20 protein-coding genes and 1 tRNA gene are annotated in these 20,273 nt (G+C 37.1%); 9 read left to right on the forward strand and 12 right to left on the reverse strand.

What is annotated here, in order from left to right; genetic code table 11:
- Nucleotides 1-143: 143 nt before the first annotated feature.
- Both NZD88_RS04045 and NZD88_RS04050 read left to right on the forward strand, forming a co-directional pair.
- On the forward strand, nucleotides 144-722 hold the full coding sequence (locus NZD88_RS04045) for a Crp/Fnr family transcriptional regulator (protein ID WP_259827645.1): 579 nt from the start codon (nucleotides 144-146) through the stop codon (nucleotides 720-722).
- Between the two features lie 60 nt (nucleotides 723-782).
- Nucleotides 783-1,406, forward strand: coding sequence for an FMN-dependent NADH-azoreductase (locus tag NZD88_RS04050; protein WP_259827646.1), 624 nt, complete (start codon nucleotides 783-785; stop codon nucleotides 1,404-1,406).
- Between the two features lie 86 nt (nucleotides 1,407-1,492).
- Here NZD88_RS04050 and NZD88_RS04055 read toward each other — a convergent pair whose 3' ends face one another.
- The 6 genes from NZD88_RS04055 to NZD88_RS04080 form a co-directional block, all read right to left on the reverse strand.
- A complete protein-coding gene (locus NZD88_RS04055; protein ID WP_259827647.1) occupies nucleotides 1,493-2,836 on the reverse strand; it encodes an ammonium transporter in 1,344 nt (447 codons plus the stop codon).
- A 107-nt stretch (nucleotides 2,837-2,943) separates the two neighbouring features.
- On the reverse strand, nucleotides 2,944-3,585 hold the full coding sequence (locus NZD88_RS04060; protein ID WP_259827648.1) for an alpha/beta hydrolase: 642 nt from the start codon (nucleotides 3,583-3,585) through the stop codon (nucleotides 2,944-2,946).
- Between the two features lie 298 nt (nucleotides 3,586-3,883).
- A complete protein-coding gene (locus NZD88_RS04065) occupies nucleotides 3,884-4,513 on the reverse strand; it encodes a YceI family protein (protein WP_259827650.1) in 630 nt (209 codons plus the stop codon).
- A 78-nt stretch (nucleotides 4,514-4,591) separates the two neighbouring features.
- Nucleotides 4,592-5,158 carry a YceI family protein gene (locus NZD88_RS04070; RefSeq protein WP_259827651.1) on the reverse strand — a complete coding sequence of 189 codons (567 nt, stop codon included), beginning with the start codon at nucleotides 5,156-5,158 and terminating at the stop codon, nucleotides 4,592-4,594.
- Between the two features lie 145 nt (nucleotides 5,159-5,303).
- Nucleotides 5,304-6,353: a glucokinase gene (locus NZD88_RS04075; RefSeq protein WP_259827653.1), complete on the reverse strand. Its 1,050-nt coding sequence runs from the start codon at nucleotides 6,351-6,353 to the stop codon at nucleotides 5,304-5,306.
- Between the two features lie 114 nt (nucleotides 6,354-6,467).
- Nucleotides 6,468-7,031 (reverse strand): hypothetical protein, encoded by a 564-nt coding sequence (locus NZD88_RS04080; protein WP_169235679.1) that lies wholly within the window; start codon nucleotides 7,029-7,031, stop codon nucleotides 6,468-6,470.
- Nucleotides 7,032-7,269: 238 nt separating this feature from the next.
- Between NZD88_RS04080 and NZD88_RS04085 the strand changes: the two genes are divergently transcribed.
- Both NZD88_RS04085 and NZD88_RS04090 read left to right on the forward strand, forming a co-directional pair.
- Nucleotides 7,270-8,649: a DUF1800 domain-containing protein gene (locus NZD88_RS04085; RefSeq protein ID WP_259827655.1), complete on the forward strand. Its 1,380-nt coding sequence runs from the start codon at nucleotides 7,270-7,272 to the stop codon at nucleotides 8,647-8,649.
- Between the two features lie 251 nt (nucleotides 8,650-8,900).
- Nucleotides 8,901-10,085, forward strand: coding sequence for a DUF1501 domain-containing protein (locus NZD88_RS04090; RefSeq protein ID WP_259827657.1), 1,185 nt, complete (start codon nucleotides 8,901-8,903; stop codon nucleotides 10,083-10,085).
- A 119-nt stretch (nucleotides 10,086-10,204) separates the two neighbouring features.
- On the opposite strand, the gene NZD88_RS04095 is transcribed toward NZD88_RS04090, so the two are convergent.
- The 3 genes from NZD88_RS04095 to NZD88_RS04105 form a co-directional block, all read right to left on the reverse strand.
- A complete protein-coding gene (locus tag NZD88_RS04095) occupies nucleotides 10,205-11,956 on the reverse strand; it encodes a hypothetical protein (RefSeq protein WP_259827659.1) in 1,752 nt (583 codons plus the stop codon).
- 187 nt (nucleotides 11,957-12,143) lie between these two features.
- A tRNA-OTHER gene (locus NZD88_RS04100) sits at nucleotides 12,144-12,243 on the reverse strand.
- Between the two features lie 117 nt (nucleotides 12,244-12,360).
- Nucleotides 12,361-13,743 (reverse strand): RtcB family protein, encoded by a 1,383-nt coding sequence (locus tag NZD88_RS04105; protein WP_259828377.1) that lies wholly within the window; start codon nucleotides 13,741-13,743, stop codon nucleotides 12,361-12,363.
- A gap of 140 nt (nucleotides 13,744-13,883) precedes the next feature.
- On the opposite strand from NZD88_RS04105, the gene NZD88_RS04110 reads away from it, so the two are divergent.
- From NZD88_RS04110 to NZD88_RS04120, 3 genes are all read left to right on the forward strand, one after another.
- A complete protein-coding gene (locus tag NZD88_RS04110) occupies nucleotides 13,884-14,225 on the forward strand; it encodes a HopJ type III effector protein (RefSeq protein WP_259827661.1) in 342 nt (113 codons plus the stop codon).
- A gap of 132 nt (nucleotides 14,226-14,357) precedes the next feature.
- A complete protein-coding gene (locus tag NZD88_RS04115; RefSeq protein ID WP_259827663.1) occupies nucleotides 14,358-15,377 on the forward strand; it encodes a helix-turn-helix transcriptional regulator in 1,020 nt (339 codons plus the stop codon).
- Between the two features lie 305 nt (nucleotides 15,378-15,682).
- On the forward strand, nucleotides 15,683-15,820 hold the full coding sequence (locus NZD88_RS04120; protein ID WP_259827664.1) for a hypothetical protein: 138 nt from the start codon (nucleotides 15,683-15,685) through the stop codon (nucleotides 15,818-15,820).
- Between the two features lie 149 nt (nucleotides 15,821-15,969).
- Here NZD88_RS04120 and cobC read toward each other — a convergent pair whose 3' ends face one another.
- Genes cobC through cobT form a run of 3 tightly spaced genes read right to left on the reverse strand, consistent with a single transcriptional unit; the run spans nucleotide 15,970 to nucleotide 18,296 of the window.
- Nucleotides 15,970-16,524, reverse strand: a complete 555-nt coding sequence (cobC, locus tag NZD88_RS04125) for an alpha-ribazole phosphatase (protein ID WP_259827665.1) — start codon at nucleotides 16,522-16,524, stop codon at nucleotides 15,970-15,972.
- Nucleotides 16,509-17,291, reverse strand: coding sequence for an adenosylcobinamide-GDP ribazoletransferase (locus NZD88_RS04130; RefSeq protein WP_259827666.1), 783 nt, complete (start codon nucleotides 17,289-17,291; stop codon nucleotides 16,509-16,511). The genes cobC and NZD88_RS04130 overlap by 16 nt, the downstream gene beginning before the upstream one ends.
- The gene (gene cobT / locus NZD88_RS04135; protein ID WP_259827668.1) at nucleotides 17,292-18,296 is read right to left on the reverse strand and encodes a nicotinate-nucleotide--dimethylbenzimidazole phosphoribosyltransferase; all 1,005 of its coding nucleotides are present in this window, start codon (nucleotides 18,294-18,296) and stop codon (nucleotides 17,292-17,294) included.
- A 350-nt stretch (nucleotides 18,297-18,646) separates the two neighbouring features.
- Here cobT and NZD88_RS04140 point away from each other — a divergent pair, with 350 nt between their 5' ends.
- Together NZD88_RS04140 and NZD88_RS04145 are read left to right on the forward strand one after the other, a co-directional pair.
- Nucleotides 18,647-19,393, forward strand: a complete 747-nt coding sequence (locus NZD88_RS04140) for a nucleotidyltransferase domain-containing protein (protein WP_259827669.1) — start codon at nucleotides 18,647-18,649, stop codon at nucleotides 19,391-19,393.
- A gap of 114 nt (nucleotides 19,394-19,507) precedes the next feature.
- The gene (locus NZD88_RS04145; RefSeq protein ID WP_259827670.1) at nucleotides 19,508-20,272 is read left to right on the forward strand and encodes a Hachiman antiphage defense system protein HamA; all 765 of its coding nucleotides are present in this window, start codon (nucleotides 19,508-19,510) and stop codon (nucleotides 20,270-20,272) included.
- The last annotated feature ends 1 nt before the right edge of the window (nucleotide 20,273 follow it).

Consider the following 20,273-nt stretch of genomic DNA (forward strand, 5'->3'; position numbering starts at 1 on the left):
ATAAAAGCACCCCAGGATCTTAGAATTAATACCACTTCAGGCATCATCAGATGCCTTTATAATAAGTATTTTTGTAAATTAGCTGATCCAGTGTTGTCTTCTAAACCTGTTATATAAGTTATCTCTCCTTTTAATCAATTTGAATGGAAACATTAATTACGAACATTTTACAGCATGTCCGGCTAAGTCCGGAAGAAATTGTCATTTTTAAAAATTTCTGGACAGAAAAAACATTGGAAAAAGGTGAATTTCTTTTAAGAAACGGAGAAACCTGCCGTTATGACAGCTATATTGTCTCAGGGGTTTTAAAAGCCTTTTGCATCAATTCAGAAAATGGAAATGAGGAGATCCTTTTCTTAGCTATTGACGATTGGTGGGCAACCGATATCTCCAGTTTTTCCAAACAAAAAGCTTCCATTTACAATATACAGGCCGTAGAAAAAACAAACCTTTTACAGATCGGTCATCAGTCTTTTCAAAAAATGCTGCAGGAAATCCCTTCCCTGGAAAGATATTTCAGGATTATTTTAGAAAGCTATCTGGGAACTCTTGAGAAGAGAATTGTCTTGAACAACATGTACAAAGCTGAACAGAAGTATTATGATTTTCTCGATACCTATCCGGATATTGCATCCAGAGTTCCTCAATACTTAATTGCTTCCTATTTAGGGGTATCAGCAGAATTTATAAGCAGAATCCGGAAAAAAAATAAATCCTCTTGAACTAGATCAATTTTTAAGGAATGAATAATCAGGAATTTTGTTGTTATAAAATTTATAGTAATGAAAGTATTGATTATTAATGCAAGTGTAAGAAATGAAAGATCTTACAGCCGAAAATTAACCCAACTTTTTGTTGAAAACTGGAAAACCAGATATCCCGCAGATGTATTTACGTACAGAGAAACGGGCATTGACAGCATTCCCAATATTAACGAATCGTGGATTGCAGGAGCGTTTAAAAAGCCTTCAGACAGAACAGAAGAAAACCAAAAGGCATTACTGGTAAGCAATGAGCTGGTCCAAGAGCTCAAAGAACATGATATCTATGTCATTGGAACTCCCATGTATAACTGGGCTATTCCCAGTGGGCTAAAAGCTTATATAGACCAGGTGATGCGGATCAATGAAACCTGGAAATTCAGGTCAGGAGTTCCGGATGGCGACTACGTAGGTTTGCTTGAAAACAAAAAAGCATTTATATTATCTGCCCGGGGCGATACAGGATACGGAGAAAATGAAAAAAACGGGCATATCAATTTTCAAACAACTTATCTGAAACACATTTTCGGAATCATGGGAGTCAAAGATATGACCATTTTTTCATTAGATAATGAAGAGTTTGGGGGCGAAGTATTTGAAAAGTCAAAAAACAAAATTTTCAACGCCCTTCAATCCATTGAATAAGATCGCGAAAAGATCCTTTTAATTGAGCATTCCCAATCAGGGCATTCGGCTTTACGTCCTATGCCCTGTTTTTGTTTTAGCAATCATCACTTGAAACTCTCCTCATGCTGGGAAAGATCGAGCCCGATAGACTCTGCTTCTTCGGAAACTCTGAGGGTAATAATAGAATCTGTAATCTTATACAAAAGCAGAGAACCAAAGAAGGTAAAAACCGAAACAAGCATCAAAGCAATCATATGATGGGCAAAAACTTCAATTCCCCCATGAAGAAGACTTGCATTTTCACCATGGGCAAAAATAGCGGTAAGAATCATTCCCATAATTCCTCCTACTCCATGACAAGCAAATACATCCAGTGTATCATCTATTTTTTTCAATGCTTTCCAATTCATCATCAGATTGGAAACAATAGCCGCTGCAAATCCTATAAAAAGGCTTTCCGGAATGGTGACAAAACCACAGGCAGGAGTAATCGCCACGAGCCCAACTACAGCGCCAATACAGGCTCCCAATGCAGAAACACTTCTTCCGTTAATCCTGTCAAAAAAGATCCAGGTCATCATAGCAGAAGCTGAGGCAATGGTTGTGGTTCCAAAAGCCATAGCTGCCGATGCATTTGCGCTTAGGGCAGAACCTGCATTAAACCCAAACCATCCGAACCAAAGCATTCCGGTTCCTAAAAGGACATAAGGAATATTAGACGGTTCATGATGAGGGTTTTTCCTGTTTCCCAAAACCAAAGCACCAGCTAAAGCTGCAAAACCTGCGCTCATATGGACCACAGTACCGCCGGCAAAATCTTTTACTCCAAAATATTTATTCAAAAGTCCGTCAGGATGCCATACCATATGACAAAGCGGGGTATAGATAAAAATGCTGAAAAGCACCATGAACAGAAGATAAGAGATAAAACGTACCCGCTCAGCAAAAGAACCCGTAATCAATGCAGGTGTGATGACGGCAAACTTCATCTGGAAAAGCGCAAAAAGGACAAACGGAATGGTAGAAGCCATCATTTTATGAGGCAGTGCACCTACATGGCTAAAAAACGGATAACTTAACGGGTTCCCGATGATCCCATAATGGACTCCATCGACCTCAAAACCTAAAGAATCTCCAAATGATAATGAAAATCCGACAACGACCCACAAAATTGAAATAACCCCGAGCGCAATAAAGCTCTGCAACATCGTGGAAATTACATTTTTCTTCCCAACCATTCCTCCGTAAAAGAAGGACAGCCCGGGGGTCATCAGGAGTACAAGGCCAGCTGCTGCAAGAATCCATGCGACATCTGCACCTACGATTTTATCTTCACTGAGAAAGTCTCCCGTGTTGGGAAGGTCAGCCACCGGGCTCCAGAATAATCCTCCGAATGCCACAAGGGTGATGACTGAGAATGAAACAATCCATTTTAAACCAATTTTCATACAATTTATATTTAACCCTATCAAAATTAAATATAAATTTTATAAAAACATATATTTTTACATTTTAACCCCTAAAAAAATTACGTTAATTTTGAATTAATTTAATTTTAAACAAAAACCTCCTTCAATATTTTGGAAACTTCTTTGTGTTTTGTGGCCGGAAACAGATGTGTACCCCCTTTGATGACATAATCCGGTTTTGAATATTTAATAGGAAATACAATATCTTTATCACCTAATATCTGGATCACCTCCGGAATTTCTTCAAATTTCCATTCGGAAACCTTTTCCACAGACCATTTCAGGTAGTATGGATCTCTGACGTTGAAGTACTGAAGAATTTTTGGATTTTTCGGATCAAACAATTTTCTTACTACAGCATATACATTTGCAGCTTTATCGTTGAACATCCCTGTAGGAATTATTCTTGGAATTTTTGTAATCTCCCCTGTCCTGATAAACTTAGATTTTTCTTTATCTGATTTAATGCTGCCCATGATGACCACTTTCTCGGCAGGCTTCAGTTTATTGATCTCCTGAACCATAATCCCCCCAAAAGAATATCCCAGCAGACTGAACGGTTCAGAAACGTCTATTTTCTCCGCCATTCTTTCGACATAGGAATGAAAGGGCTCATTTTTCTCAGGAATAAGCCAATCTATAAAAATCAATTCACAGTTCTCGGGGAATTCCAGCCTTTCTAATACTTTAAAGTCTGCTCCGAGACCGCTTACTACATAAATTTTCATAGTACTAATTTAGGAAAAACATGATAAAAGACGTAGATTAAATTTAAGAGTTTCTGAACCATTAAGAAGATTTTTAGAATATGAAGATGGGCTTCGCCTTAAGCATCCTTCTTTTTTAACGCAAAGATTTCATGCTTTACTTTTTCATATAAGCGAGGCAAAGGTCTGCGTCTCCGCCACTAACTAAGCTACCGACCAAGAAAATCTCTAATATCAGATCATTATTAAGAATGTATAGACATAAAAAATGGACAGTTTATAAAAACCGCCCATTGTATTATTTTATCGTATATTTTACTTATTTCTTTTTCTTCACAGGAACTCTGTTGTCGTTATCCAGTTTTTCCGTAGAAACTCTGAACTGGAAATCCATTTCGTCCTTGATGAAATAATCTTTCAGTGAAGACTGATAGAATACTTTGAAGTCTCTTCTGTTTAGAGAGAACTTGGCAGATTCAATCACTACTGTAAACTGAGTTACATAAGCATTTGCCGGGAAAGAAATTGTTTTTCTCACCCCTTTGATGGTAATATCACCATAAATCGTTGAGTTGTACTCACTGTTTGCTAAAGGAATAATTTTAGTCAAGTGGAATTTCGCGATCGGGAATTTTTTAACCTCAAAGAAATTGGTGCTTTTCAGCTCGTTGGTTAGCTTGATTTGATCTTCTTCAGAAATATCTCCCGCCATCATGCTTCTCATATCTATAACAAACTCTCCGTCTACCAGAACCGTTTTATCGAAATTGAATTTTCCGCTTTTCAGTTTTACCGTCCCTGAATGCGAAGAAGCCTCAGTTTTAACGACTTTATATCCCCACCACCTGATCTCTGATGAAGTCACTTTTGAAACCTTATCAAATTTCTTCTGTGCAGAAACAAATGATATGCTTACACACATCATAGCAAACAATAGTAATCTTTTCATTCTTTTTTATTTACAATTCAACAAAAATAAAAAAAAGTGTAGAACTTCTACACTTTTAACAATCTTTTTTTGATTAAATTATTTAGCAGTTACCTTTACAAGCATTTCGATGTCATCTTTCACAAAAACATCCTGCATGGTAGATTTGTAAGCAACATCAAATTTTTGTCTGTCGAAAGCGAATTTCTCAGAAACCAAGCTTACTACTCCTTTGCTGTAAGCAATCTTTGCAGGGAAAGTAATTGGGCTTGTTTTTCCTTTAACCGTAAGGTTTCCTGTTACTAACGAGTTGTAAATCTTATCGCTGTTTTTCTTTACAGAAGTGATTTTGAAAGAAGCCGTAGGGAATTTCTCAACTTCAAAGAAGTCACCGTTCTTAAGGTGCCCGTTTAATTTCTGCTGATACTCTCCTGAAAGATCAGTTGAGTTGATAGAAGTCATATCCAATACAAAGCTTCCTCCTACAAGATCTTTTCCTTTCATGATCATATCTCCTGATTTTACTTTTACAGTACCATCATGAGAACTTGCTTCAGATTTTGCTACTTTGTATCCCCACCAGTGAACATCAGACGCTACTACTTTTTTTGACTGTCCGAATGCCAAACCGCTGGCAACAACTGCTAATAAGAATATTTTTTTCATTTGAATAAAGTTATTTACTTGTTTAACGGTGCAAATATAGTCTACTTATCTGATAGATTTCATTGATGTATATCAATTAAAACAATTATTTTTATGAATAATGTCATTGCATAAAAAAACTCCGAAAGCTTCGGAGTTTTGTATTTTAATTTTGATAGTAAGCAGTGTATAATGCGGCGCCTTTTAATGCCGTATGGTTCTGTTTAACCAGATAGATCGGCGTATTTTTAAGCATTTCCTCCATCTTGTCGCTTATCTTAAACTTATCATAGAATTTTCCTTTGTCGATATATTCTCTGATGGTCTGTGGAATATCTCCTGAAATCAATAATCCTCCGGTAGCTTTAAGCTTTAACACAAGGTTGTTCGCTTCTCTTGCCATGAATTCTATGAAAGTATCTAAAGCAATTTTACAGATCAATACATCTTCTTCTACAGCAGCTTTGTAAATCTCCTGAACGAAATTCCCTCCAGAAATACGTTCGGCCAGCCATTCCGGCTCAGGATGTCTTTTTACATCTCTTAAGAATCTGTAGATATTGAAAAGACCTGTTTTAGACAGTACACTTTCCCAGCTTACAATACCGTAGATATTGTTTAAGAACTGATAAAATTCTACCTCCACATTCGTTCTCGGTGAGAATTCTGAATGTCCGCCTTCCGTTGCGAAAGGTCTCAGGTATTTTCCATCGAAGAAATATCCGGCTTCCCCCAGTCCGTTTCCGGGTGCCAGGATGGCTACATTTCCTTTTTCAAGATGACCACTGGTATAGATTGGGTCCAAATCGTTGTCTTCAAGAAGCGCCATTCCGTAAGCAGAAGCTTCAAGGTCGTTCAGCATATCTCCTTTCTCAAATCCGAAATCTCTGGTATATTCTTCAATATTTAAGTCCCAGCCCAATCTTGCAGGGCTACTTTTCCCATCAATCACAGGTCCTGGTACGGCCATTGACAAACGTTTTACATTTTCCAGCTGATTATCCTGAATGAATTTTTTTAATATATCAGAAAATGATGCATAGTCTTTCGTACTATATTCATTCTGAATTTTTATCTCAAGACCTCCGTTACTGGAAACAAAATAGCCTAAGATGGTTATATCTTCACGGAGACTTGCCCCAATGATAGTAACATTATCATTATTACTGTTCTCTACTCCTGGTAAATAAAGCGGAAATTTTGGATTCAAAATCATAACCTCAAATTTTATCAAATATAATAATAGTTTTTGTAAATCCTGTAGGGAAGCAAAAAACCTTTTTATTTTAATAAAAAGGTTTGGCTAATAATTGTTTATATATAAATCTTACTACTTTCCTAATGGAATATTGTATCCGAAACCAAGTCCGATATTCCCCACATTGTAGTCCTGTCCGGCGATATCCCCTTTATCTCCTACAAAAACTTTCTGGTATTGTACGAAGAAATTCCAGTCTCTGTTGTGATATCCGATCTCAGGCTTGATGTAGAAACCTCCGTCCGGTCTGTCAGCAGAACTATTGGAAGCTACTTTTTCATTTCCTACAAGGAATCCATATCCTAAGTCTGTTCCAAAATAGAAACCAGTCTGTTTAGGATAGATTCTAATTAAAGCTCCTACAGGAACTACCCCTACATCATTGTTATCATAACCGTTGTTACTTTTTCCAAAATAATGAGTATATCCTGTTGCAATACCTAATCCAAATCCCGGAGTAATCAAATTCTGATAAGATACATCTACACCTGCAGCTGCGGAAAGATTATCTGCGGGAACTGCTAAACCAACATTGGCGCCAACTTTGATCATATTGTTCATCTTCGAGCTTTGCGCGCTTACGATACCTGCTGTTAAGATTCCAGCCAGCAATATTGTTTGTTTTAACATTTTCATAACTCTAATTTTAAATTTTACTAATCGAATAAGCTGTAAAAATCGTGCCAAGGAAGGCGTTTTTTTTGATTTTAACACTCAAAAAAAATACAAAACAATGATTACCAGTATGTTAATTTATATTAAAATTAAATGATTGTTTAAGTTAAATCTTAAAATTAATACTATTACGAATTCTTAACCGTTATGATTTTAACCTTTCTATTTCTACGTCATCAAAATATTAAATTCTCTCAACATGGCCGATTCACTCTTACATCATAAACATCTTCTTTGGCGTGCCGGTTTCGGAGCCGGAATCAATCAGATCGGAGATCTGAAAAACAAGACTACAAAAACGCTGGTGAATGAGTTGTTTAAAGAACAAAGCTTTACAGAAATCAACTATGATACACCTGATATTCCCATTTCAGATGATATGATGGACAGCAGAACACCGGCTGAAAAGAAAAAGGAAATGCAGCGGATCATTCGGGAACAAAACAATGAACTGAATCTGAATTTCCTCAACCAGATGGTGAACAGTAAGGATCAGATGAGAGAAAAGATGGCCTTTTTCTGGCACGGACATTTCGCATGCAGAGTTAACAATTCAAAATTCAGCAAACAGCTTCTCAATACGATAAGGAAGAATGCCCTGGGAAATTTTAAAGATCTTCTCTTTGAAGTCAGTCAGTCTCCTGCCATGCTGAATTTCCTCAATAATCAGCAGAATAAAAAGGACCATCCCAATGAAAACTTTGCCCGCGAAGTCATGGAGTTGTTTACGATGGGTAGAGGAAATTATACAGAAAAAGACATCAGGGAAGGCGCAAGAGCATTTACCGGTTGGGGTTATGATAAGGAAGGTAATTTTAAGGAAAGAAAAAATCTTCACGATGACGGAACCAAAACATTTCTGGGGAAAACCGGAAATTTTACCGGAACGGATATTTTAAACATCATCCTCGAACAAAAAGCAACCGCTACGTTTATTACGACCAAAATATATAAGTTTTTCGTTAATGAAAAAGTCGACAACACTATTGTAGAACAATTGAGTACAGATTTCTACCAATCCGGATATGATCTCAAAAAACTCATGAACGACATATTTTCAAGCACATGGTTCTATGATCAAAAGAATATCGGAAACAGAATAAAATCCCCGATAGAACTAATGGCTGGAATGATGCGGATGCTCCCGATGAACATTCAAAATCCTGAAAACCTCATCGTTTATCAGAAATTGCTTGGTCAGATGCTTCTCTACCCACCCAACGTCGCCGGATGGCCCAATGGAAAATCGTGGATAGACAGTTCTACCCTGATGGTCAGGCTTCAGATTCCGCAGATATGGTCCGGATTGCGACCTTTGGAATACAGTCCCCGTCAGGACGACGACATCGACATGGGTATGAAATCCCGTGAAACTGCCATGAACAAATCTTTTAAAAATCCTAATATCACGATTGACTGGAGCAGACTGGAAAAGGTCTTTGCTGATAAAAACTGTGAAGAGTACCTCATCCAGAATACGAAAACCCTCGATATGAATTCTGTGAAGAATTTTTCAGATAAGAGCATTAAAATGAATATTATTAATCTGATGTCTACGCCGGAATATCAGTTGTGTTAGGTAGCAGATGTTAGGTTGCAGGTAGCAGGTAATAATGATTGCCGTTTGGCTCTGCAGCTTTTGATTTATTATTTCTTGCTTAAAAATATTGATAAGAAGTACAAGCATTATTAAAATTGAGATTCAATTCCGCAACCTGCAACCCAACACCAGCAAGCTATTATCTGCTCCCCAAAAAGTGAATAAAAAAACACCAAACATTAATAAAACGCAGTCAAGCCCTACAACCTGCAACCTAAAAAAGAAAAATCATGTTAATCAAAAGAAGAGAATTCCTTAAAATAAGTTCATTGGCCACCGCATCACTGATGATGCCCAATTTTCTGAAAGCAATGACATTGGATGACGCTTTGAAGCCGAATCAGAAAATTCTTGTCGTACTGCAGTTTACAGGTGGGAATGATGGTTTAAACACGATTATTCCCACGAAAAATGATATTTATTTTAAGGAAAGAAATAATATTTCCATCAGGAATTCTTTACCATTGAATGATGAAACGGGAATCAATCCGGCGCTATCTTATTTTAAAGAATTATACGATAATGGTGAACTTTCTGTTATGAATAATGTAGGTTATCCAAATCCTGACAAGTCACATTTCAGAAGTATGGATATCTGGCACTCAGCAAGTAAAAGTGACGAATTTCTTGAAACAGGCTGGCTGGGACGTTTTCTGGATGAAGAATGCTATCAGTGTGAACATCCGACACAGGCTCTGGAAGTAGATGATATGCTGAGCCTCGCTTTGAAGGGAGAAAACAATAAAGCATTTGCATTCAAAGATCCTAAAAGGCTTTATCAGACGAGTCAGGAGAAGTATTTCAAATCTTTATATGACCACCATCACGATGATGAAACGGTTTCTTATTTATACCAGACGCTTGGATCCACCATCAATAATGCAGAGTATATTTTTGAAAAAAGTAAATTAAAAAAGACAGATCAGACGTATCCCAATTCTCAACTGGGAAAGGATTTTAAAACGGTGGCATCATTGATTAAATCTGACATCAATACCCAGGTTTATTATCTTTCTGTGGGAAGTTTTGACACCCATGTAAACCAGAATGAAAGACAGGCAAAACTCTTTAGCGACATTAATGAAGCCGTAAAGTCATTTGTAGCTGATTTAAAAAGTAACGGTATTTTCAATGATGTTTTATTGATGACTTTTTCAGAGTTCGGACGTCGCGTCGCTCAGAATGCCAGCAACGGAACTGATCACGGAACGGCCAATCAGATGTTTTTTATCAGTGGAGGTCTTAAAAAGAAAGGACTTCTGAATGCTCTTCCCGATCTGCAGAAATTAAATGAAGGGGATCTGATTTACACGGAAGATTTCAGAAAAGTCTACGCTACGATTCTCAAAAACTGGCTGAAGGCAGATTCTTCCAAAGTATTGGGCTGGAAAAATGGAATCTATGATTTTATATGATAGATTTAATAAAACTACCATTCTGAGTATTAATCAAAATGGCAGTGTATTCCATGTGATAAATAAACCTCACAGGTTTTTGAAACCTATGAAGTCTGGAATTTTTGATATATTTCATATTACCTAAAAACCTTTGTAAAGCTATCTTTTTCAAGGCTCTGTAATGAGAAATCGAAGTCAGCTTCTTCTTTTTCAGAAGTAATCTCTGCTCCTAATTCTGTGATAAGCCCATTAAAGGAAATGGGTTCGTACCACTGCTGGTAAAGCGCTTCCGTAGCCATTAACGAAATCTCGGAATTTCCTGAAACATGAGCATGTCCGGCTCCAAAATTAAGGAGGACAAAACACTGTTTTCCGCCTTTCGGAAGCAGCATTCCCAGAACAGTCTGTCTCTGAACGGAGTTACATTTCACTTCTGCAAAAACATGATCAGGATTCATCATATATTCTCTCGAAATATGGTCTCCTTTTCCTATAACAATTTTATACCCACAATCCGAACTTCCGGAATAGACATTATTCATAATTAATGTCGGAACATTCAACCCGTGGGAAGCATACAGATATTCTACGGCACCTTTGGGCGCAGAGGTCATATCTCCGGAGTACATCAGACTTCCGTTATTCTGATTATAGGCTGCATTCCAACCTGTTTTTCCTCCTATATTCAATCCCGAAAGATCAAGATCATTGGCTCCCCATCCATCTTCCCAATAAATCCCGACAGCCAGTTTTTCACCCAGGAATCTTGTTCCGGCAGGGATGTTTCCTACAAACATTTTTTCAGACGTCGGCAATCCGAATTCTACATGTTCAGGGAAATAGAACTTCTTTCCGGAAAGATCAAATCTTGATTTTAAATAATTCATTATAAAATCATAGTTCTTTCCACCTACCGTCCCTGCCTTTCCGGTTTTCACCCAAGATTTTCCATTTCTGATTCTATAAACAAAGGTATCCTGACCATACATCCTTAAATAACAGGCAGATAATGCTTTAAACAACGCAAAAGGAGTGGCATGATCCAGCCAGTGCAGGTCATTTTTTTCCAGCAGCGTATGCGTTGCTTCATTCAGGGGATTGGAAACCAATGGCTGATGATGGATTTTCGACAGTTTTGATATTTTATTGATGGTTTTAGATGATCTTTTTTTATACGCTAAAAACAACGGTTTGAATCTGTTGAAAATCTGAGCAAGTCTTTCTAATCCATATTTTTCAAATAAAGCTGATGGGTTAAATTTGCTTTCCTTAATCGCTTTGATCAACTCTTCATTTTTAATTAAAAGTGTCGTATCCGTCGTTTTATAAATCACGTATCTGAAAAATTCTACGGGATTCACAGGATAAACCTGGTACAGATCCGCTATTTTAACGATCGCTTCCTTGTTTCTGATATTTTCTGCTCCTGTAAAAGTATAATTCAGTTCTTTCGTTAAAACAGAAAGCAGATCATTAGTTGTTTGTTCATTCAGAGCAATTCCCGACTTCAGCAGTGAAAGACATTTTTCAGTCATTTCTTCTTCAGAATACGCTTTAATTAGTTTGAAAACCAGCTTTGTATTAGGAACATTCAATATTTCATCAGGAATATAAATCTGATCCTGAAAATGGCTTCCATACGTAGAAATATAATGTTTAAGCTGCTCGATGAACAACTCTATTCTGGTACTTTGTTTTATTTTCTGCCAGGATTTATGGAAGGTCTTGTTCAGATCATTTCCGTTTAATTTTTCCTTTCTGTAAAATTTAATGATCTGGTCTTTAGCCCAAACAGCATCTGCTTCGATCACAAAACCTGTGTCAGAAATAAAGGGTGTACTTGCCGTTTTTTTGGCCAGTACGGCATTAAATAATTGAAGTGTTTTCATCTTGATAAAAATTAAATAAGTGAGGAGTATGGTTTTTAAAGAAACAATATAGGAACTCCTTTTACCTATTATTTTGAGAAAAGGCGGAGAGTAATTACCAATTATAGGAACTCTGTATGCCTTATTATTTTTTTTACTGATGAAAACAACTTCAATAGTTCAAATATAAGTATTTTCATCAGTATTGTGGAGCAGACAGGAATCGAACCTATGACCCATGTACCATAGGAACTTTGTCTGCCAATAGCGGAAAGTGATCATTGCTCTACCATCTGAGCTACTGCCCCATTACTATTGATTATTTTATAAGCCTTTTTATAGGTTAATCATCATTGAGAATATAAACCTTATAGATTTTAGAAACCTATAAGGTTTAGGCATCGTTATAATCAGATTTTGAAGAATTATGCTTTTCTGAATTTCTTCTTTTTCTTCCAGGGTGCATTTTTACCCACATCACCTGCCATGATACATCCGTAAGGCAACACCTCATCCAGAACTTCACAAAGTCCGTATTCTTCAATCTGCGCTCTTACGTTTTTAGCACTTTTATAAGCGGTTGGCAGTTCGGAGATATCAATTTCATTGGAGAAGAAACGGATATCCAGTCCCTGGGTTTCTTCATCGAAGATTTCTTCAACCGTTTTATGGGCCAATGATTTTTTATGCTGTGTTCTGCTGAAATTTCTTCCGGCTCCGTGAGGGGCAAATCCAAGGTTTCTTTCGTTCGTTTTTCCCTGAACGATCAAAACAGGTTCTGACATATTCAATGGGATCAGTCTTGGTCCAGTGATATCCGGCATAAATTTATCATCCAGCGGAGTAGCTCCTTTCGCATGGTAAAACAGATCACCGTCTTTAAAAACGAAGTTATGTTCGTTCCAGTATCTATCCTGCTTTTCAGCACCCAGTTTATTTAAAACCGCATCATGAATATTCGTATGGTTTTCCTTAGTCCATGTTCTGATCAGTTGAAGGGCTTCCCAATAGGCCTGTCCTTCTTCCGTATCGAAAGGGATCCATGCATTTTCTCTCAAAGTTTCAGGAGAAATATCCTGTCTGAAACGGTTGGCAACCTTCATTCCTTTATCATAAAGGGCAGCACCGGGAGCTCTTGATCCGTGATGGGTAACCAGCATTGTATTTCCGGTATTTTTGGAGGTTCCAACAAACAGAAAATGATTTCCATCTCCCTGAGTTCCCATATGAGAACGGGCGATGCTGATCAGTTTTTCATCATTTAAGAAGTAGTTTTCTCTGAATGCATCCATCAGTTCCTGAGACATCGGCATCTGTTCTCCTCTCGGTCTCCCTCCGTATCCAAAATGCGTCACAGAGTGAGCAGCATCCAATACTTCCTTAGGATCGGCGTCTCCGAAATCAGTAAGCATCACAGAACAACAGATATCTGCACTATGAAATCCAGGATGAATTGCATTTTTAGCTACAACGACTCCACCTACCGGAATCAAACCTTCCGGTCCTGTAGGACAGGCATCCGGCATCAGAGCACCAGCCGTTAGCGTAGGGGTTTTCATTAAGACCTTCATCGTATTGATCACTTTTTCTACGTTATCCACTTCACTTTCATGTTCAGCTCTGATGTTGATGATAAAATCTTTCGCTGTATCATGAAGCGGAATGATATCGGGCTGTTTAAACTGATCCAGATATTCTTTGATCTGAACTTCATCCAGATTATTTTCGTTGATATGTGTAATGGCATCTTTAAACCATTTGGCTGGTCTGTATCCTAATTCAATCAGGTGATTTCCGTTAAATTCCATTTGTTTTTTCATTTTGATAATGCAAAGTAATAACACAGGTGCGCAATAATTCTGCGTAGATAAAATTATTTTAATTATTTTTGCAGAAAGGAAGAAAGCTCCATTGCTTATTACAATCCAACCCATAAAATTAAAAAATTATGTTATTAGAACAACTCAAAGACAATCCTGACACCATTCAGTTCAAAGAGGTTATTGCTCATATTGACAAACATTATGATTTCACCCCTACAGAATTTAAAAACGGAAATACAATGAATGAAGCCGGTCAGAATAACGGTTCATGCAAGGTTTTCAGTTTTGCAAAGCTTCAGGGATTGCCAAAAGAGCAGGTGCTTCCTCTTTTCGGAGAGTTTTACAGAGAAGACGTTCTAAAAAATCCTGAAGGAACTGATCACCAGAACATCAGAAACTTTATGGAATATGGATGGGATGGAGTTTCTTTTGAGGGAGAAGCGTTGAAAGAGAAATATTTTAGATAAGTGAATGGTGAGTTTGCTTCGCAAGTGAATGGTCAATTTGAAAACGATTAAAAATCGACTTGCGAAGTAAAATTCATCATTCATAATTCATCATTCATCATTCACCATCGTTCACCAAAAAATCACAAAACCATGTCATCCAATAAAAACGCACTTATCCGCTACAAAACATTAGACAAATGCCTTAAGAACAAATACAGGAAGTACACGCTGGAAGATCTTATTGATGCGTGTTCTGATGCCCTGTTTGAATTTGAAGGAAAAGAATCTTACGTAAGCAGGAGAACTGTTCAGCTTGATCTGCAGAATATGCGAAGTGAAAAATTCGGGTATGAAGCACCGATTGAAGTATACGAAAGGAAATACTACCGATACAGCGACTCTGAATACAGCATCCACAATATCTCGGTGAACGAAAGTGATCTGAAAGCGATGAATAATGCCGTTCAGATTCTGAAGCAGTTCAAGGATTTTTCCATGTTCAAAGAGATGAACGGGGTGATTCAGAAACTGGAAGATTCTATCCATTCTACAGGCCAGAAATCCATTATTCATCTGGATAAAAATGAACAGCTGAAAGGTCTTGAACATATCGATATTCTTTACGAAAGTATCTCCAACAAAAAAGTTCTGAATATTCTTTACAGAAGTTTTACCGCCAGGGAATCCAGCAATTATGTGGTTCATCCTCAATTATTGAAGGAATTTAACAACCGTTGGTTCCTGATCTGCCAGCACAAAGGGAAAATGTACAATTTAGCCCTGGATCGTATGGAAAGCATTGATCCCGAGGAAAATGTTCCATATATTGATCAGGATCTGGACGGTGATGAATATTTCAAAGATATTGTGGGCGTTACGGTTTCGGATACGATGGCTCCGAGGAATGTTATTTTCTTTGTAGACTCCCACAATGCTCCGTATGTAAAAACAAAACCGCTCCACAAAAGTCAGGAGATTATCAATGAAACGGAGGAAGGGACATTATTTAAGATTTGTGTACAAATCAATTTTGAACTGGAAAGACTGCTGCTTGGTTTTGGAGAGTCTCTGATCGTTCACAAGCCTAGAAAACTAAGGTTACGATTACAGGAGAAGTTTAGTGCTGGATTTAAAAACTATGAGAAACTGGATATTCCTGATGAACACTGATATTTTTCACCCCAAAAGGGACAAAAGTTTTTAAACACTTTAGTTATTTTTACGTAACAGGATTTCTGAAAGAAGATCACTTAAGTTCTTTGAAAATTTACGATTTTCATGATGACTGGAAGTTGTAGGATTGGAATTCCCCTCCCGTATAGGGTAGCGAAAATTCAAAGAATTTTTGACGGGGTGGTTTCCTACAACATACAATGATTACTATAAAATATCACATCCTCTAAAACACCGATCTGTAAAGAAAATTTCAAAATGGCTCAGAAATTGTATTAATCTGCACATTAAAAAATCTTACTATGAAATCAAGAATATTTAAAGCATTGATTGCAATTATAGCCCCTATTGCGATAGAGTATATCGTAAAAAAAATATCTGAGAGATTAGATAAAAAAGAAGCAGATAAAGGAAAAGGACCCAAGCAGATTAGTGCTTAAACCTATAAGTAGTTAGAATTTAATTTTATTGAAAAGAGGCCGTCACTCCTGTGTAGAGCCTCTTTTTTTTGAATTATATTTAGTTATTTTAATCACAAATGCGCAAGGATTTTATCTTTAAAATTTACCTATCTGCGATTAAAACCCAATCATACATTTAACTTCTGCACTGAAAAATATCCTTCATTCATCTGAATGATCACTTTCTTTCCGTAATCGATCTGTATTTTAAATATATTCTCCAGAGGAAACTCTAAAATCGACTGTATAATCAAACGGATCACTCCGGCATGGGTAATAATTAATACTTTATCGGTAAATTTTTCAGCCGTAAGTTCGTTCCAGAAATTCAATACGCGGGACTGCATTTCCAAGAGGTTTTCCCCACCGGAAGCTTTTGTATTGACAAAATCATGGTACCATGGAGTGATTTCTTCTTCCGGAATATCTGTCCATTTCGTCATTTCCCAGTCACCGAAATTCATTTCCCGAAGCCTTTCATCAGTTTTATAATTCAATTTAAAATAATCTGCTAAAAGTGTACATCTCTGAGATGGACTTGAGATTATAAGATCAAAGTTTTCATCAAAGTTTAATGCCTTAAAATCTTCAGCAAAATCATTTCGTAAAGGTATATCGGAAAAACCATAGCACAGATGCTCCGGATTCTCTACCGCCGTGTGCCGGATCAAATGAATTTCCATACGATCATTGTTCCTAAGTAAAACAAAACTTCAGTCACCTGCTGTACGAATCCCAGACAGTCGCCGGTATATCCTCCGATATGTTTTTTAAAATACCAGCCCATACCTACCTTTCCCAAATAAGCTAATGCAAAAGCGAGAATCAATCGCCAGTCAGGGATCAAAAGAAAGGAAACTAAGACACTGATAAAACTTATAACCAATGCTCCTCCATCCAAAGGTTTATTGGCTAAAGGTTTTGATTTGCTTACATCAATATCCGTCACATAACGATGGGTATAGATCATGGTTCCGGAAATAAATCTGCTTGCAGTATGAGCGAGAACAATAATACCCATAGTTTGAAGTACATCTACATTTCCCAAAGCCTGAAGGCTGAAGAATTTCAGTGCAAACAGCAATACGATTCCAACCGCTCCGTAAGCACCTACCCTACTGTCTTTCATAATGGTAAGGATCTTTTCTTTGCCATATCCACCACCAAAACTGTCACAAACATCCGTAAAGCCGTCTTCGTGAAACGCTCCGGTCAGTAAAACACTGGAGATCATCATTAAAATAATGGCAATATCCAGATTAAATAGATGATAGGAAAGGTATAGGACAACTGCGTTAACCAGACCCACTAAAAGCCCTACCCATGCGAAATATTTCTGTGATCTGTTCATAATTTCACCGGAATAGGGCACCTTAAAAGGAATGGGGATTCTTGTGAAAAACATCAGAGCGGTTGCAAAATAGATGAGTTCGTTTTTTATGGCTTTCATTTATTCTTTATTTGAAACATGAGCATCTTCAAAACTTGACATTTCATTCAGAAAATTAACGGCACTTTGGATCAGTGGATAGGCCAATGCACAACCTGTTCCTTCTCCCAACCGCAGATTGAGATTCAGTAAAGCTTGCTGTCCCAATAATTCCAAAAGCTTTTGGTGCGCATTTTCGTCGCTGACATGGCAGAAAATACAGTGGTCGAGAATCTGAGGATTCTTTTTCCAGACAGCGGCGGCGGCAACACTTGCAATAAATCCGTCAACCATGATCAGCATGTTCTGCCGATACGCCTCTTCCATTGCTCCCATCATCTGCACAATTTCCAATCCGCCAAACGTTTGTGCAATTTCATCTGCCGTTTCAACATCCGGATATTTTTCAATTGCTTCCGACAAAATCTGAATTTTATGCAGCAGCTGACTATCATCCAACCCTGTTCCCCTCCCCACACAGCTGGCAAGCGGAATATCAAACAGTCTGCTCATCATTAATGAAGAAGCGGAAGTATTTCCTATTCCCATTTCTCCGAAACCAATACTATTACAGCCTGTTTTAACAATTTCTGACACTACAGATCTTCCGTTTTCCAAAGCCTGTTGGTATTCCTCCACAGTCATCGCAGGTTCTTCCAACATATTACGGCTGGACTTTCTGACCTTTTTATCAATCAGCTCCAAACCTTCAGGAAAATCGAAATTCACTCCGGCATCAACAATCTTAATGGCCATATTATGCTGTCTACAGAACACATTGATCGCAGCACCTCCACCCAGAAAATTCATCACCATCTGATAGGTAACTTCCTGTGGATAGGCACTTACTCCCGAAGCAGCAATCCCATGATCAGCCGCAAAAACCACCATATGCGGGTTTAAAAGTTCCGGCGAAACCGTTTTCTGAACCATTCCTATTTTGTGGGCTAAATGTTCCAACTGCCCCAATGCTCCCAAAGGTTTTGTTTTGAAATCTATTGTATGTTGTAATTTTTCTGCTAACATGGATGTATACGTAGTTTGAATTGAATTGTCAAGTTGCAATATTAGTGAAATTAGGGAGAGCGTCAAGAAACAAGAGCCAAGAATCAAGATTTTAAACGTCAGATTTCCGCGAGCAGATATGAAATTTTAGACTGAGGCTAAGGTAAAGGCTGAGAGTAAGTTTAAGAACCATAACGAGATCGTATTTCATATCCTGAAAACTCATCACTATAACTATCTTTAAACACGCATACAACATCTACAAAATCGCAAACCCTAAAAACTCTCCGACTCTCAAACCCCAAACCCTAACCCCACAACGCAAAAACACTGCGCACTACTGTTTTTACTTTGCCTTAAAATTGAATACAATGACACCAAAAATACTAGAAAAAATAAAAGAAATAGAGGCAGAGCGCGGAATAGAAGTCCTATTGGCCGTAGAATCGGGAAGCAGAGCCTGGGGTTTTGCATCTCCGGATAGTGATTATGATATACGTTTTATCTACAGACATGAAAAAGATTGGTATCTTTCTCCGTGGGATAAAGACGAGACGATAGAATTTATGACTGCGGATGATCTGGACGGTTCCGGATGGGATCTTCGAAAAACTTTTCATCTTTTGCTGAAATCGAATGCAGCTTTATTGAGCTGGTTTTATTCACCTATCGTTTACAAAAAGAACGAGAAGTTTTTGGAGCTGTTCACTCCTCTGGCAGATGCCTGTTTTTCTCCGATAGCAGTTTCTTACCACTATTTGAGTATGAGTAAAAAATACCTGGAAGCCTGCAGAAGTGATGAAGTGAAACTGAAAAGCTATTTTTATTGTTTAAGAACGGCACTGACCGGAAAATGGATCATCGAAAAAGGAACGGTTCCCCCTGTTTTGTTCAGCGAATTGCTGGTTTTAGTTGATCGTGATACAAAAACTAAAATAGAGGATCTTATCGCTTTAAAAGCCACCAAAGGAGAATCCTACTATCACCCGAACGATTGGGAACTTTTTGGATTTTTAGAGAATACCGTTTTGGAAAATGAAGAAAGGTCTAAGAGTCTTAGAGGAGGAAAATCGGATAAAGGTGAGATGGAGAGGGTTTTTAGGGAGATATTGATGTAGATTAAAAGATTACGGATGTCCGTAATCTTTTTTTATGAATTGGGAATATATTTGTAACTTAAATATAGTATATTGAATGTATCGTGAATAATATTTAATTTAGAGCAAAAACAAATGGCCATTTTCCAAGAAACCCAAATTTCACTTTCAGAAAAAGTTACTCTACATTTTTTAAATATTGAAAATTATTCTGATGATCTGGTAAAACTTATTGAGGATGAAATCGGTTTTATTAGAAATGGACCTTTAAATGACGAAGATTTAAGAGATGTAAAGAAAAGAATCAAAATTTGGATTGATAAGAAAGGAAAAGAAGAAAGAGCAAAAAATGGATTTATTGCAGAATTTATTTGTCATTTGTATTTAAGATATATAAAATTTGAACAATATTCTTTATTCAAAAATTTAGAAGAGAATGGTCCCAAAAAGGGTTTTGATGGTTTATATCTTCTAAATAATGAAGTTTGGATTGTTGAAAGCAAATCAACGACCAACAATAAAAAAAGTCATAAAAGCAAAATTAATGAGGCTTATAAGGATATTAAAACAAAATTGGAATCTAGCGAAGAAGACAAAGTAAATGATCCGTGGGAAAATGCTAAAAATCATATTCAAATTGCAAATCCAAATAAATCATTATCTGAAAACGTAAAAAAATTAAGCTCTGATTTCATAAATAACAGAAAACACAAAATAAAAGAATTCAATATAATCCCATGCTCTACAATCTATCTAAGTGATAATTGGGAAATAATTGATATAAAAGATTTAGAAAATAAATTTAAGAGTGAATCAAAAAAAATTGAGGCAAAAAAGATTAATATCATATGTATTAACAAAAAGAGCATTGCTGATTTTGTAAACTATATCAATAGCTAAT

The sequence above is a fragment of the Chryseobacterium pyrolae genome (genome assembly GCF_025153485.1).
Classification (GTDB): domain Bacteria; phylum Bacteroidota; class Bacteroidia; order Flavobacteriales; family Weeksellaceae; genus Chryseobacterium; species Chryseobacterium antibioticum.

Coding starts and splice junctions, on each gene's coding strand:
- NZD88_RS04045 (WP_259827645.1), top strand. CDS start 144: ATGGAAACATTAATTACGAACATTTTACAGCATGTCCGGCTAAGTCCG.
- NZD88_RS04050 (WP_259827646.1), top strand. CDS start 783: ATGAAAGTATTGATTATTAATGCAAGTGTAAGAAATGAAAGATCTTAC.
- NZD88_RS04055 (WP_259827647.1), bottom strand. CDS start 2,836: ATGAAAATTGGTTTAAAATGGATTGTTTCATTCTCAGTCATCACCCTT.
- NZD88_RS04060 (WP_259827648.1), bottom strand. CDS start 3,585: ATGAAAATTTATGTAGTAAGCGGTCTCGGAGCAGACTTTAAAGTATTA.
- NZD88_RS04065 (WP_259827650.1), bottom strand. CDS start 4,513: ATGAAAAGATTACTATTGTTTGCTATGATGTGTGTAAGCATATCATTT.
- NZD88_RS04070 (WP_259827651.1), bottom strand. CDS start 5,158: ATGAAAAAAATATTCTTATTAGCAGTTGTTGCCAGCGGTTTGGCATTC.
- NZD88_RS04075 (WP_259827653.1), bottom strand. CDS start 6,353: ATGATTTTGAATCCAAAATTTCCGCTTTATTTACCAGGAGTAGAGAAC.
- NZD88_RS04080 (WP_169235679.1), bottom strand. CDS start 7,031: ATGAAAATGTTAAAACAAACAATATTGCTGGCTGGAATCTTAACAGCA.
- NZD88_RS04085 (WP_259827655.1), top strand. CDS start 7,270: ATGGCCGATTCACTCTTACATCATAAACATCTTCTTTGGCGTGCCGGT.
- NZD88_RS04090 (WP_259827657.1), top strand. CDS start 8,901: ATGTTAATCAAAAGAAGAGAATTCCTTAAAATAAGTTCATTGGCCACC.
- NZD88_RS04095 (WP_259827659.1), bottom strand. CDS start 11,956: ATGAAAACACTTCAATTATTTAATGCCGTACTGGCCAAAAAAACGGCA.
- NZD88_RS04105 (WP_259828377.1), bottom strand. CDS start 13,743: ATGGAATTTAACGGAAATCACCTGATTGAATTAGGATACAGACCAGCC.
- NZD88_RS04110 (WP_259827661.1), top strand. CDS start 13,884: ATGTTATTAGAACAACTCAAAGACAATCCTGACACCATTCAGTTCAAA.
- NZD88_RS04115 (WP_259827663.1), top strand. CDS start 14,358: ATGTCATCCAATAAAAACGCACTTATCCGCTACAAAACATTAGACAAA.
- NZD88_RS04120 (WP_259827664.1), top strand. CDS start 15,683: ATGAAATCAAGAATATTTAAAGCATTGATTGCAATTATAGCCCCTATT.
- cobC (WP_259827665.1), bottom strand. CDS start 16,524: ATGGAAATTCATTTGATCCGGCACACGGCGGTAGAGAATCCGGAGCAT.
- NZD88_RS04130 (WP_259827666.1), bottom strand. CDS start 17,291: ATGAAAGCCATAAAAAACGAACTCATCTATTTTGCAACCGCTCTGATG.
- cobT (WP_259827668.1), bottom strand. CDS start 18,296: ATGTTAGCAGAAAAATTACAACATACAATAGATTTCAAAACAAAACCT.
- NZD88_RS04140 (WP_259827669.1), top strand. CDS start 18,647: ATGACACCAAAAATACTAGAAAAAATAAAAGAAATAGAGGCAGAGCGC.
- NZD88_RS04145 (WP_259827670.1), top strand. CDS start 19,508: ATGGCCATTTTCCAAGAAACCCAAATTTCACTTTCAGAAAAAGTTACT.